16 protein-coding genes and 2 pseudogenes are annotated in these 12,649 nt (G+C 68.7%); 2 read left to right on the top strand and 16 right to left on the bottom strand.

Features of this window, described 5'->3' with window-relative positions; genetic code table 11:
* Nucleotides 1-84 (bottom strand): carboxyl transferase domain-containing protein (locus ACLL81_RS09695; RefSeq protein ID WP_411288137.1); only part of this gene is annotated, 84 nt, incomplete at its 3' end.
* Between the two features lie 10 nt (nt 85-94).
* On the opposite strand from ACLL81_RS09695, the pseudogene ACLL81_RS09690 reads away from it, so the two are divergent.
* A pseudogene (locus ACLL81_RS09690) lies at nt 95-790 on the top strand (acyl-CoA carboxylase subunit beta); the annotation flags it as partial.
* Here ACLL81_RS09690 and ACLL81_RS09685 read toward each other — a convergent pair.
* The 11 genes and pseudogenes from ACLL81_RS09685 to ACLL81_RS09635 all read right to left on the bottom strand — a co-directional run.
* Nucleotides 782-1,993: pseudogene (locus tag ACLL81_RS09685) on the bottom strand (acyl-CoA carboxylase subunit beta); the annotation flags it as partial. The pseudogenes ACLL81_RS09690 and ACLL81_RS09685 overlap by 9 nt on opposite strands.
* Nucleotides 1,994-2,064: 71 nt before the next feature.
* Entirely contained in the window at nt 2,065-2,688 is a 624-nt protein-coding gene (locus ACLL81_RS09680; RefSeq protein WP_411288135.1) for a hypothetical protein, read from the bottom strand.
* A gap of 79 nt (nt 2,689-2,767) precedes the next feature.
* Nucleotides 2,768-3,502 carry an ATP12 family chaperone protein gene (locus tag ACLL81_RS09675; RefSeq protein ID WP_411288134.1) on the bottom strand — a complete coding sequence of 245 codons (735 nt, stop codon included), beginning with the start codon at nt 3,500-3,502 and terminating at the stop codon, nt 2,768-2,770.
* Nucleotides 3,503-3,735: 233 nt separating this feature from the next.
* Nucleotides 3,736-4,719, bottom strand: a complete 984-nt coding sequence (locus ACLL81_RS09670) for an RluA family pseudouridine synthase (RefSeq protein WP_411288133.1) — start codon at nt 4,717-4,719, stop codon at nt 3,736-3,738.
* Nucleotides 4,716-5,093, bottom strand: a complete 378-nt coding sequence (crcB, locus tag ACLL81_RS09665) for a fluoride efflux transporter CrcB (protein ID WP_411288132.1) — start codon at nt 5,091-5,093, stop codon at nt 4,716-4,718. The genes ACLL81_RS09670 and crcB overlap by 4 nt, the downstream gene beginning before the upstream one ends.
* A 32-nt stretch (nt 5,094-5,125) precedes the next feature.
* Complete coding sequence (locus tag ACLL81_RS09660; RefSeq protein WP_411288131.1) at nt 5,126-5,641, bottom strand: CC0125/CC1285 family lipoprotein; 516 nt, start codon at nt 5,639-5,641, stop codon at nt 5,126-5,128.
* Nucleotides 5,642-5,716: 75 nt separating this feature from the next.
* Nucleotides 5,717-6,469, bottom strand: coding sequence for an RluA family pseudouridine synthase (locus ACLL81_RS09655; RefSeq protein ID WP_411288130.1), 753 nt, complete (start codon nt 6,467-6,469; stop codon nt 5,717-5,719).
* Nucleotides 6,466-7,773: a replication-associated recombination protein A gene (locus ACLL81_RS09650; protein WP_411288129.1), complete on the bottom strand. Its 1,308-nt coding sequence runs from the start codon at nt 7,771-7,773 to the stop codon at nt 6,466-6,468. Before ACLL81_RS09650 ends, ACLL81_RS09655 begins: the two co-directional genes overlap by 4 nt.
* A gap of 80 nt (nt 7,774-7,853) precedes the next feature.
* A complete protein-coding gene (locus ACLL81_RS09645; protein WP_411288136.1) occupies nt 7,854-7,931 on the bottom strand; it encodes a hypothetical protein in 78 nt (25 codons plus the stop codon).
* A gap of 37 nt (nt 7,932-7,968) precedes the next feature.
* The gene (locus ACLL81_RS09640; RefSeq protein ID WP_411288128.1) at nt 7,969-9,054 is read right to left on the bottom strand and encodes a hypothetical protein; all 1,086 of its coding nucleotides are present in this window, start codon (nt 9,052-9,054) and stop codon (nt 7,969-7,971) included.
* A gap of 87 nt (nt 9,055-9,141) precedes the next feature.
* Entirely contained in the window at nt 9,142-9,954 is an 813-nt protein-coding gene (locus tag ACLL81_RS09635; RefSeq protein WP_411288127.1) for a PDZ domain-containing protein, read from the bottom strand.
* Between ACLL81_RS09635 and ACLL81_RS09630 the strand changes: the two genes are divergently transcribed.
* Nucleotides 9,923-10,387, top strand: a complete 465-nt coding sequence (locus ACLL81_RS09630) for a S1C family serine protease (protein WP_411288126.1) — start codon at nt 9,923-9,925, stop codon at nt 10,385-10,387. The two genes, ACLL81_RS09635 and ACLL81_RS09630, sit on opposite strands and share 32 nt — an antisense overlap.
* 114 nt (nt 10,388-10,501) lie before the next feature.
* Here ACLL81_RS09630 and tatC read toward each other — a convergent pair whose 3' ends face one another.
* The 4 genes from tatC to ACLL81_RS09610 all read right to left on the bottom strand — a co-directional run bounded on the left by tatC (nt 10,502) and on the right by ACLL81_RS09610 (nt 12,627).
* A complete protein-coding gene (gene tatC, locus ACLL81_RS09625) occupies nt 10,502-11,314 on the bottom strand; it encodes a twin-arginine translocase subunit TatC (RefSeq protein ID WP_411288125.1) in 813 nt (270 codons plus the stop codon).
* Between the two features lie 15 nt (nt 11,315-11,329).
* Complete coding sequence (tatB, locus tag ACLL81_RS09620) at nt 11,330-11,869, bottom strand: Sec-independent protein translocase protein TatB (RefSeq protein WP_411288124.1); 540 nt, start codon at nt 11,867-11,869, stop codon at nt 11,330-11,332.
* Nucleotides 11,870-12,002: 133 nt separating this feature from the next.
* Nucleotides 12,003-12,233: a Sec-independent protein translocase subunit TatA gene (gene tatA / locus ACLL81_RS09615; RefSeq protein ID WP_411288123.1), complete on the bottom strand. Its 231-nt coding sequence runs from the start codon at nt 12,231-12,233 to the stop codon at nt 12,003-12,005.
* Nucleotides 12,234-12,273: 40 nt separating this feature from the next.
* Complete coding sequence (locus tag ACLL81_RS09610; protein ID WP_411288122.1) at nt 12,274-12,627, bottom strand: histidine triad nucleotide-binding protein; 354 nt, start codon at nt 12,625-12,627, stop codon at nt 12,274-12,276.
* Nucleotides 12,628-12,649 lie beyond the last annotated feature (22 nt).

Genomic DNA, 12,649 nt, shown 5'->3' with positions numbered 1-12,649 from the left:
GTACATGTAGCTGGTGTCCTTCACCATGAAGATGAAGTCGGTGATGGCCGGGGAATAGACGTCACCCCCGGCGCAGGGGCCCATGATCACGCTGATCTGCGGGATCATGGGGCCCTGCGCCGGGGGCGACGTCTATTCGCCGGCCATCACCGACTTCATCTTCATGGTGAAGGACACCAGCTACATGTACGTCACCGGCCCCGACGTGGTCCGCACGGTGACCCATGAAGAGGTCACCCACGAGGAACTGGGCGGCTACCGCGTGCACGCGATGAAGTCCGGCGTCGCCGACGGCGCCTTTGAAAACGACCTGGAGGCCCTGACCCAGGTGCGCCGCCTGGTGGACTTCCTGCCGCTCTCCAACCGCGAGAAGCCGCCGGTCCGCGAGAGCTTCGACAATGTCGAGCGCGACGAGCCGAGCCTCGACACCCTGGTGCCGTCCAATCCCAACAAGCCCTACGACATGAAGGAGCTGATCCTGAAGGTCGTGGACGAGGCTGATTTCTTCGAGATCGCCCCCGACTTCGCCAAGAACATCATCTGCGGCTTCGCCCGCATGGACGGCCGCACCATCGGCATCGTCGCCAACCAGCCCCAGGTGCTGGCCGGGGTGCTGGACATCGACTCCAGCCGCAAGGGCGCCCGCTTCGTGCGGTTCTGCGACGCCTTCGAGATCCCGCTGGTGACCCTGGTGGACGTGCCGGGCTTCATGCCGGGCACCAAGCAGGAGCAGGGCGGCCTGATCCGTCACGGCGCCAAGCTGCTGTTCGCCTATGCCGAGGCCGCCATAGGCCTTGCGGGTGATCAGGGTGATCTTCGGCACGGTGGCCTCGGCGAAGGCGAACAAGAGTTTGGCGCCATGGCGGATCAGGCCGCCCTGCTCCTGCTTGGTGCCCGGCATGAAGCCCGGCACGTCCACCAGGGTGATCAACGCGATCTCGAAGGCGTCGCAGAACCGCACGAACCGCGCAGCCTTGCGGCTGGCGTCGATGTCCAAGACACCGGCCAGCACCTGGGGCTGGTTGGCGACGATACCCACCGGCTGGCCGTCCATACGGGCGAAACCAACTACGATGTTCTTGGCGTAGTCCGGTGAGATCTCGAAGAAATCCGCCTCATCTACGATCTTGAGAATCAGCTCCTTCATGTCGTAGGGCTGGTTCGGATTGGACGGCACCAGGGTGTCGAGCGAGGCCTCGTCTCGGTCCGGCTCGTCATAGGCTTCGCGCACCGGCGGCTTCTCGCGGTTCGACAGCGGCAGGAAGTCGATCAGCCGGCGGACCTGGGTCAGCGCCTCCAGGTCGTTCTCGAAAGCGCCGTCCGCGACGCCGGACTTCAGCGCGTGGACCCGGTAGCCGCCCAGTTCCTCGTGGCTGACTTCCTCGTGGGTAACGGTCTTCACCACGTCGGGGCCGGTGACGTACATGTACGACGTGTCCTTCACCATGAAGATGAAGTCGGTGATCGCCGGGGAATAGACGTCGCCCCCGGCGCAAGGGCCCATGATCACGCTGATTTGCGGGATGACCCCAGACGCCAGAGTGTTCTCCAGGAAGATGTCGGCATAACCCGCCAGGCTCTCGACCCCCTCCTGGATGCGCGCGCCGCCGGCGTCGAACAGGCCGATGATCGGGGCGCCGACCTTCATCGCCTGGCGCTGCACCTTGAGAATCTTCTGGGCGTGAGCGCCGGAAAGCGACCCGCCGAACACCGTGAAATCCTTGGAGAAAACGAATACGACCCGGCCGTTGATGCGGCCCCAGCCGGTGACCACGCCATCGCCGGGAATCTTCTGGTCGGCCATGCCGAAGTCGGTGGCGCGGTGCTCGACAAACATGTCGAACTCCTCGAAAGAACCTTCATCAAGCAACAGGTCGATGCGCTCGCGCGCGGTCAGCTTGCCCTTGGCGTGCTGGCTGGCGATGCGCTTCTCGCCGCCGCCTTGGCGGGCGTCCTCGCGTCGTTGTTCAAGCTCTTTCAGGATGTGCTTCACGCCAGTCCCTCCCTACGCGGACCAAGGCGTAGAGGGCGAGGGGCGGCGAGGCAAGCTCACGCGAGGTGAGCTCAGATGTTGCGGAACAGGCTAAAGCCGCCGGCGCCGCTGAAGGGCTGCGCGTTGCGCTGGTAGAGGTTCATCTGGCCGGCCTGGATCAGCATCAGGGCCGCCTGACCCTGGGCGACCGCACGGATCATCGCCATGGGCGCGCCCGTGGCGCGGGGACTGCGATAGGCCGCGCCGGCGGCCTCGCGCCTGGAGAACGGCAGGTCGGGGATGCGGCTGGCCGGGCGAGCATGGAGCTGTTCGCGCACCATCTGTAGCATCCGGGCCGGCGCGGGCGAGTCCACCACCACCGGGACCGGAACGGGGGTCGGCACAGGCGCCGGGGTGATCACCGGGGGCGTCACCGGCGGCTCGGGCTTCCTATGGCCAAAGCGCTCGATCAGGGCCACCAGCACCTCGGAGACCTTGTCGGCCGCCTTGCTGGTTTCAGCGAAATGCTCCTGCACATGGATCAGGGCAGCCATCGAGGCCGGCGCGATCACCGGGCGGGCTTCCACGCGGTCGGCGCGCGCCGCAGGCGCCTGGCCGCAGGCCTGGGCCGCCTGGGCCACAGCCGGCGCGACCTTCGCCGCCACAGTGGGGCGGTAGCTGGTCAGAGCGGCGAAGGCGTCGATCCTGGCGACCACGTGAAGGGCTCCGTTCCGTTCCGGCACAATCGCCGGCTGGACAGGAGCAAGGGAGCAACCCGCAGGCCAAAGCGGCGCCTCAGGTCGCCGGGGGCAGGCCTGCGAACCAGCGCTGCAACATGGCCGCCTCGCCGCGCAGCCGCTCGGTGCGTTGGGCCGCCTCAGCGTCGACGCCCCACTTTTCTTCCGTCCAGGCCTCGTCTAGGCGAGAGAGCTCGAACGCCTCAACCCCGCCCAGCCAGCCCCGCAGCACGGCGATGGCCAGGATGGCCGAACCAAAGAGCGACGCCCCGAACGCCAGCCCCGCCATCCCGTAGTCGTCGAGGGCGAGTGCGGTGTCGCGCACCCGGATCAGGGTGTCGGCCGGCTGGGCTTGGTGGACCACCCCCGCCACCCTGCTGAGCCGCAAGCCCTCGGCCGCCTCCGCCCGGTCCAGCACCGGCCCCCAGCGCTCGGTCTGCCGCTGGATCAGTCCCTGCGGTTCCGTGGCCAGGTAGCAGAGCAGGTCCGAGCCGGCGTAGTCGGCGATCTGGTCGGCGATGGCCGCACGTGCGGGTCCAACGGCCTCCAGCGCGGTGTTGGCCAGGCGTGTTGCGTGCATGCCGCCGAACTCGATGGTCTCCCCCTGTGCGGCCCACTCCTCGGCTACCTGATCGGCCAGGGCGCGGGTCGGCAGCACGAGCTTCGTGCCCTTGGGCCCGCTCAGCGTTCGCCCGTCGAGCAGGACCGCGTAGCCGCCGTCGGCCTGCGCCACCGTGACCGCCTTGTAGAACCGCCGCGGCTTCTCGGTCGGTTCATGGAATCCCTTGCGCAACTCTGATCTCCGCGGACGGCGACGGAACAGGGTCCGCCCGCGTGGAATGGGGACGAAGGCGCGGGTGCGCAAGGAGGATCGGCGTGGCGGCGACGGAGCGTGACCTGCAGGCCGCCAAGGTGGTGATCCGCTTCGGCCTGACGGCCGTCCCGTCGAGATGCGGCGGATCGCGCCGGCTTCGACACCCTGGTGTTCCCGAGCAGCGCCGCGGTGTGGCCTGTGCGCCGCCTCGTCTAGCGCCGACGCCCCGGGCCGAACGGCTCGGGGTCGGCCTCGTGCTCGTCGAAGCCGAAGCGGGCGAAGCCGGCCTTCATCTCGGCGCTCAGCGGCGCCTCCAGCGTCAGCGTTCCTCGGGACGGGTGCGGCAGCACCAGCCGGCGCGCGTGCAGCTGCAGCTTCAGGCCCTCGGACAGCCCGGCGGAGGCTTCATTCCCGTACTTGGGGTCCCCCAGGATCGGATGGCCCATGGCCAGCATGTGGGCGCGTAGCTGGTGTGTTCGGCCGGTGCGCGGGCGCAGCGCCATCCAGGCGACCCGCGATCCGGCCCGCGAGATGGTCACGAACTCGGTCTCGGCGGCCTCGGCGTCGGGGTCCTTGGGGTCGGCCGGGACCACCAGTTCGCGGTCGCCCATGCCACGCTTGGCCAGGGGCAGGTCCAGCACACCCTCCCCGGGCTTGGGGAAGCCCGAGACCAGCGCCCAGTAGGTCTTCTGCGCCCGGCGGCGGGCGAAGGCGCCGGACAGCTTGGCCGCCGCACCGGGCGTCTTGCCCAGCACCAGCACGCCCGACGTGTCGCGGTCCAGCCGGTGCACTAGCCGGGGACGGGTCAGCCCTTCGCCCCAGGCGCTGAGCAGCCGGTCCACATGGCGCACAGTCTTGGTGCCGCCTTGCACCGCCAGGCCCGCCGGCTTGTTCAGCGCCAACACCTCTTCGTCCTCATAGAGCACCAGGGACTTGGCAAAGGCGGTGTCGCGTGGGTCGAGCCGGGCCTTCTCGCCCGCTGGCGGCGCATCGGGCAGCGGTGGGACCCGCACCTGGGCGCCGGCGGTCAGCCGGGTGTCGGGTTTGGCCCGGGAGCCATCCACGCGGATCTGTCCCGACCGCGTCAGCTTCTGGATCTGGATGTGGTTGAGGTGCGGCCAGCGGCGTTTGAACCAGCGGTCCAGGCGCACGCCCTCCTCGCTCGCGTCAACGAAGAGGGTGCGCACCTCTCTCACGTCAGCACCCTGCGGACCAGGACGAGGCCGGCGACGAGGGCGGCCACCGACAGCACCACAGAGCCCAGGCTGTAGGCGAGCGCCGGGCCATGGGCGCGGCGCTCGATCATCTGAACGATCTCAATCGAATAGGCGGAAAAGGTGGTAAAACCTCCGAGCAAGCCCACCGCCAGCAGCAGCCGCCAGCGCTCGTCGCCGCCCCGCGCGGTGAGCCAGGCCGCCAGGGCGCCCATGGCGAAGCTGCCGGCCACATTGGCGATCAGCGTCCCCCAGGGCCAGGCCGCGCCCAGCCACCGGTTCGCCTGGAGAGCGAGCAGATAGCGGGCCACGGCGCCTAAGGCCCCGCCCGCGCCGACCAGCAGAAGCGCTTGCATGGCGCCCTTATGCGTCGCCAAGGGCCTTGGCGCTAGACGCGGGCGCCGATGGACTGGCGCACATCGCGGGCGTCATAAACGTCGCTGTCGGCGGGCCGAGGTCCCTTGCCCATGATCACCTCCAGCGTGGTGGTCATCGACGGGCCGCCGCCCAGAGCGAAGCTGGTGCTGAGGCCGACGCTGACCCCGCTGCGCCGCCCATAGCCGTAGCTGCCGCCGTAGCCGTACCCACCACCGCCGCTGCCGACCCCGACGCTCATTTGCGGGCCGCGATCAGCCTGGCCCTGCGCGAAGCGGTCGGCCACCCGGAACCAGTCGTAGCCGTCGGCCAGCGCCAGGTCGGCGGCGCGCAACAGGGCATAGTCAGTGACCTGCGCGGCCGGCGCGCCCGGCCCGCCCTGGAAGGTGATCCGATAGCGGCCCTGCTCGATCCGGTACTCGGAGAAGCCCACGGCGCGGGCGCTTGCGGCCGGCTGGTAGAGGGTGGGTGCGGTGGCGCAGGCGGCCAGCGACAGGGCGGCGAGGACGGGCAGGATCAGGCGCTTCATGGTCGTGGTTCCGGCGAAAAGCTCTTGTGGTTCCAAGGCTTCGCGCATGAAACGGGCGAAATGGCGGCGCTGTTCCTACAGAAGGCCCAGGGCCGCCACAAGGGCCGCCATATCGGCCGGCGCCGCCGCCTCCAGCCGCTTGGTCCCGCCCCCCGGATGCGGGAAGCTCAGCGCCTGGGCGTGCAGCATCAGCCTGGGCGCCGCATGGCCGGCCACCACCAGCGCGCCGCCATAGCGCGGGTCGCCGGCGATCGGCCGCCCGATGGAGGCCAGATGCACCCGAAGCTGGTGCATCCGCCCCGTCTCCGGGTCCAGCTCCAGGAGCGCGCACCCCGAGGCCTCTGCTAGCGTCCGATAGCGGCTGCGGGCGGTTTCGGCGTCAGGATGGTCGGGGGCGCAGGTGCGCATATAGGCCTCGCGCCCCTGCTCGTCGCGGCGCAGCGGCGTGTCGATCACCCCGCCCCTGGGATTTGGCGCGCCGGGGGTGACAATCGCCCGATATGTCTTGGAAAACTTTCGCGCCATCAACGCCTTGCCCAGGAAACCTGCGGCGGGCTTAGTCTTCGCCGTGAGGATCACGCCGGAGGTGTCGCGGTCCAGCCGGTGGATCAACCGCGGCCGCGACTTGCCCGGCCTGGCGAAGGCCCACAGCAGCTCGTCCAGGGTATGCACCTGGCCGCGGCCCCCCTGACTGGAGAGGCCGGACGGCTTGTTCAGCGCCAGGATGTCGGAGTCCTCGTAGAGCACTAGGCGCTTCACGAAGGCAATCTCCTCGGCAGACAGGATCACCGCGGGCGTGGCCGTCCGCTTTGCGGTCGAGGGCTTCAAGGCTCGCCCCGGCCCTTGCGCATGGCCGCCCAGCGGTCGAGCCGGTCCTTGATCCGGGCCTCGGCGCCCTCGCCGCGCGGCTGGTAGAACCGCCGGGGCTCCATCTCGTCGGGGAAGTAGTTCTGGCCGGAGAACCCATCGGAGGTGTCGGGATCGTAGGTATAACCCTTCCCGTAGCCCAGCTCGCGCATGAGCTTGGTGGGAGCGTTGCGGATATGGGCCGGCGGCATCAGCGAGCCGGTCTCCTTGGCCGCCTTCATGGCCGCGCTGTAAGCCTTGTAGACGGCGTTGGACTTGGGCGCGGCGGCCAGATGGATGGTCAGTTGCGCCAGGGCGATCTCGCCCTCGGGGCTCCCGAGGAAGTCGTAGGTGTCCTTGGCCGCGTTCGCCAGGATCAGGGCCAGGGGGTCGGCCTCGCCGATGTCCTCCGCCGCCGCGCGGATCAGCCGGCGTGCGATGAACAGCGGATCCTCGCCGCCAGACAGCATTCGCGCCAGCCAGTAGAGCGCCGCGTCGGGGTCCGAACCGCGGATCGACTTATGCAGGGCGGAGATGAGGTTGTAGTGCTCCTCGCGGTCCTTGTCGTAGGCCGGTGAGCGCTTCTGCAGCACCTGACCCAGGTCCTTGGTGGAGAGCGGCTTGGCCGAGCCAATGTTGAACAGGGTTTCGGCCAGCGTCAGCAGGTACCGCCCGTCGCCGTCCGCCAGGGCCGTCAGCGCGTCGCGGGCCTCCGGCTCCAGCGGCAGGTCGCGGCCCTCGAAGGCCTCGGCCTTGGCCAGCAGGGTCTGCAGCGCATCATCGTCCAGCCGCTTGAGCACGAACACCTGGCAGCGCGACAGGAGCGCCCCGTTGAGCTCGAAGGACGGGTTCTCGGTGGTGGCGCCCACCAGGGTGACCACACCCTCCTCCACGAAGGGCAGGAAGCCGTCCTGCTGGGCGCGGTTGAAGCGGTGGATCTCGTCGACGAACAGCAGGGTCGACTGCCCGGCCAGCCGGCGCACCCGCGCGCCCTCGAAGGCCTTCTTCAGGTCGGCCACCCCGGAAAACACGGCGGAAAGCTGCTGGAACTCGTAGCCCGCCTCCTTGGCCAGCAGCCGCGCGATGGTGGTCTTGCCGGTGCCGGGTGGGCCCCACAGGATCATCGAGGCCAGCCGGCGGGCCTCGGCCATCCGCCGCACCGGGCCCTCGGGGCCCAGCAGGTGGTCCTGGCCCACCACCTCGTCCAGCCGCTGCGGGCGCAGGCGGTCGGCAAGCGGCGAAGGGGCCTGGGGCGTCAGACCCGCGGCTTCAAAGAGGTCGGCCATGTCAGCGGCTTAGCATTCCCTCAGGCGCGCGTCAGGCTGGTCATGATCAGCTCGCAGCGCAGAACGAAGCCCGGGGTTTCCTAGAGCCTGATCGCGGCCCTGTTGTCCGCGTAGGCGTTCAGGAACGCGGTCTCGCGCCGGAGGCGGATGTGCGCCATAACCTCCCGCATCAACGTGGCGGCGTAGCCGCGGCCCCTAGCGCTCGTCGCCCTCGCCTTCCTCGCGCACCGCGCCACGATTGCCCTCCATCTCGCGGCCTTCCTTCTCCTCTCGGCGGGCGCCAGCCAGGATGCCATGCAGCGCATAGTTGCCCTCGTGGCAGGCGTATTCGTGGATCGGGCCCTTGGCCGCGCGCCAGCCCTGTTCGCCCTTCACCGGCACGGAGAAGGTCGCGGGGTCGTTCAGTTCGAAGGCATAGTTGATCTCGGTGGGTGAGACGCGGGTGAACCGTTCCACCACCTTGAGGTCCTCGGTGGCCCCGCGGAAGGCCTGTTCGGGGCGCAGGTTGGTGGTTTCCACCACCAGGGTGTCGGCCTCCCAGCGGCCGACGGAATCCCCCATCCACTGCTTCACACCGGCCGGCTGCGGCTTGCCGCCCAGGCGCACGATGCGCACGTCGTGCACCATCTCCACCAGGATTAGCACCTCATCGGCGGTCTGCATGATCTGGTAGTGGTTGTTGTAGAGCACCGGCAGCATCGGCGGCCCTGAACTAGACCCGAACGCCACCATGCACCGCTCGCCCAGGGGCCGGCGCTCGGGGCCGTCGAAGTTGCCGAGCTGCGCATTGCCCTGGCGGCCCCGCAGCCGTGTCAGGGCCTCCCGGGTCATCGGCAGGCGCCCGTCCGCCGGCTGCACCAGGATGGACGACCGGGGCTGGCCCTTCACCCGCATCACCTTGGTGCCGGGATCGATCCAGAAGGTGTTGTAGCCGCAGGCGGGCCCCGTGGCGCCGCTGCCGCAGGCCGGCAGGTCGTCGACCTTGGTGTCGGCCGCGGTGGGCCGGGCGAGCTGGTCGTTGCGGGTCGCGGTCGCGTTCTCCAGCCGCGCGGTCTCGGCCTCGGTCAGCGCCAGCCGGTCGCCCAGCCGCTCGTCGCGCTCCAGCCGGGTGATCGTGGCGTTGGTCCAGACCCCCTGCAGGTCCGGCTGGCCGAAGGCCGTCCGCGGCGTCTTCCAGTTGGCGGGCGGCGGGGCGGCCTCGGCCGCGATCGTCTGGGCCGCTGCGGGCGCCGCTGTCAGCGCACATAGCGCCAGTGCAAGCACCAGGCCTGGTTTGGTCATCGCTCGTCCTCCCGGGCGCCGGCTCTGAACGGCCAACTCAGCGCAGGCTATAGCCCCGCAGGGGACACGCAACCGCGATGATCGACCTCAGGTCCGGAACGTGCCGGTGATCTCGCGACCGCCGCGCTCGATGGTCACCTGCCAGGCGGGGAGTTGCGCGCCGACCACGCCCACCAGGTCGCGGACGCTGCCGATGCGGCGACCGTTGACCGCCCGGACGATGTCGCCGGGCTTGAGGCCGGCGTTCATGGCGTAGCCGCGGCCGATGTTGGTCACCAGCACACCGGGACCTGAGAACAGATCGACGCCCAGTTCGTCAGCCACAGCCGGCGAAAGGTTCACCACCGTGGCCCCGTCGAAGGGGTTGCGGCCGGCGATCACCTGCTGGTCGCGGGCGGGCGTGGCAGGCGGCGCCTCGGCGCGGAGCGTCAGGGTCTGCTCACTGGCTCCGCCACGCCGCACGCCCAGGCGCACGCTCTCGCCGGGCCGGTGGGTGCCGATGGCGTAGGTCAGGCTGGCGGCCTCGGCCACCGGGCGGCCATCCACGGAGGTGACCACGTCGCCCTGGCGCAAGCCGGCGCGCTCGGCGGGCCCGCCGGACCAGACATCGGCGATCAGGGCGCCCTGCGGCAGGGCTAGGCCCAGGCTGCGGGCGATCTCCGCCGTGACGCTCTGGGTGCGGGCCCCCAACCAGGGGCGCACCACCGCGCGGCCACCGCCAACGGCGGTCTCCAGCACCCGGCGCACCGTGGCCGCGGGCACCGCGAACCCGACGCCGGACGAGGTGCCCGAGCGCGACAGGATGAAGCTGTTCACCCCAATCAGGTCGCCGTCCATGTCGATCAGCGCGCCGCCGGAGTTGCCGGGATTGATCGCCACCAGCGGCAACCTGATCGGCATCAACACGGCGATCTACTCGCGCACCGGCGGCACCATGGGCATCGGCTTTGCGATTCCCGTCAGCCTCGCCAAGCCGGTGATGGAGCAGATCATCGCCACCGGCCAGGTCACCCGCGGCTACATCGGGGTGGGATTCAGCGAGCTCACGCCGGAGATGGGGCGGATCCTCGATGCCAAAACCGACAAGGGAGCGCTGATCGGGCAGGTGGTCGCGGGCGGACCGGCCGAACGGGCGGGATTGCGCCGGGGCGATATCGTCCTCGGCATCAACGGCAAGTCCACCAGCGACGCGACGACGCTGCGCAACCAGATCAGCGTGCTGCAACCCGGGACGCGGGCGCCGATGCGCGTGGCGCGCGGCGGGACGGAAGTGGAGGTGGAAGTCGAAGTGGGCAAGCGTCCGCGGGCAGCGTCGCGGCAACCCGAGGAATAGCGCCGGGGGGGTCATCCAATCAAGATACCGGCGCGACCACTGCTGCGGGGGTCACCGCGCGGCCACGAACCGGGCTACTTGCTGCGAGGCGTCATTGTGCCGGCACCGGTCCGGCTACTTGGCCTGCCGTCCCTCGGCTTCGGCGGTATCCAGTTCCTTTTCCAGTTCCGCGTCGGTCATCGCCTGCTTCTCGTCCTTGTTGAGCGGCTTGCCGAGGAACTTCGCGAGGATGATGCCGAGCTCGTACAGGATGCAGAGCGGGATCGCCAGCGCCAGTTGCGAGAACACGTCGGGCGGCGTCACGATGGCGGCGACGACGAAGATGGCAACGATGACGTAGCGGCGGATCTCGCGCAACTGCGGCACGGTGACGGCCCCGACCTTGACCAGCACCACTTCGACGACCGGCACCTCGAACGCGATCCCGAACACGATGAACATAGTCAGGACGAAGTTGAAGTACTTGTCGATGTCGGTGGCCATCGTCACCCCGACCGGGGTGAAATCGGCGAAGAACTTGAAGGCCATCGGAAATACGAGGAAGTACGCGAAGGCCATGCCGACGAAGAAAAGCAGCGTGCTGCTCACCAGCAACGGAATCACCAGTCGCTTTTCGTGCTGGTACAGGCCGGGCGCGACAAATGCCCAGATTTGGTAGAGGACGTACGGGAGCGCGATCATGAACGCCACCAGCATCGATACCTTGACCGGAACGAAGAACGTCGTCGTCACATCGGTGGCGATCATCGAAGAGCCCGCCGGGAGCACGGCCAGCAGCGGTTGCGCCAGGAAACTGTAGATCGGCTTGGTCCAGTAGGCGACGATCAGGAACACCCCCAGGATGGCGACGATGGAGCGCACGAGCCGCGTGCGTAATTCCATCAGGTGCGAGATGAAGGTTTCCTGGGCGGCTTCGGGTTCGGTCATGAGGTCCGCCCTTGCCTAGCGCACGGTATGTTCAGGAAAAAGCGACGTCTGCGCCGGCTTGTCTGGCGCCGAGGCGTCCGGGTGCGCCGAGCGGTGCGGCGCCGGGGCGCCGGGCGCCGAGTGGTCCGGCGCCGGGGCGCCGACTTGTGCGGGAAAATCGGGTGCCGGGAGCTTCGCCGCAGGCTCCAGCGGCGGCGGCTCTTCCAGCGGCGTCGGAATGTACGGCTCCGGTGGTGGCGGCGCCACCGGTGGGGTGACAATCCCTTCGTTCAGCTGCTTTTCCACGTCACTGACCGCCGACTGCATCTCGGCGCCGGCCGTGGAGACCTGTTCCTTGAAACCGCGCGCCGCATCCTGCATCTGCGTCTGCAGTTTGCGCAGCTCTTCGAGTTCCATCTCGCGGTTGACCTCCGCCTTCACGTCGCTGACATAGCGCTGCGCACGACCCATCAGGGTGCCGATGGTGCGCGCCACGCGAGGCAGGCGCTCGGGGCCGATGACCACGAGCGCTACCACCAGGATGACCGCGATCTCGGAGATGCCGATGTCGAGCATGGGATGTCGAATGAAGGACTGGGATTGGAAAGCCGGCGAAGGTCCGGCGGGGCATCCGACGCGCTAATACGCTACAGCGGCAACACATGCCTGCGCCGCGCGGCAGCGCTCCCGGCGGCGCCACACCCGCCGCTCATACCCGCGATGACGTTTCCTTCTTGACTTCGGCGTCGATGGTCTGGCCGCTGACCTGCGGCGGAGGCGAGGCGGCCGCGGTCTCTTCGGTGGACGACTTCATGCCGTCCTTGAAGCCCTTCACGGCCGAGCCGAGATCGCTGCCGACGTTCTTCAGTTTCTTGGTGCCGAAGATGACCAATACGATCACCAGCACAATCAACCAGTGCCAAACACTGAATGAGCCCATGGAATTCTCCTCTGCTTCGAATGCGTCGGGCGCTACGGCCTCAACGCTGGATCATCGGACCCAGCGGATCCGGACCGCCGATGACGTGGATGTGGACATGGTACACGTCCTGCCTGCCGACGCGACCTGTATTGATGACTGTCCGCCAGCCATCGGTAAGCCCCTGCTCCGCGGCGAGTTGCGGCAACCGGGTCATGATGCTGCCGAAAATCCCGGCATGTTCGGGCGTCACGTCGGCGAGCGTCGGAATGTGCGCCTTCGGGACGACCATGAAATGAACCGGAGCAACCGGGTGAATGTCGTGAAACGCCAGCATGGTGTTATCTTCGTAAATCTTTTTCGAGGGCAGTTCCCCTCTGACAATGCGGCAGAAAATGCAGTTCGCGTCATTCATGGCTTATTCCGGCTCGACTTTT

Source organism: Phenylobacterium sp., assembly GCF_046590535.1.
GTDB lineage: Bacteria > Pseudomonadota > Alphaproteobacteria > Caulobacterales > Caulobacteraceae > Phenylobacterium.
The sequence above is the reverse complement of the archived record's forward strand: the minus strand, read 5'-3'. Positions and strand labels throughout refer to the sequence as shown.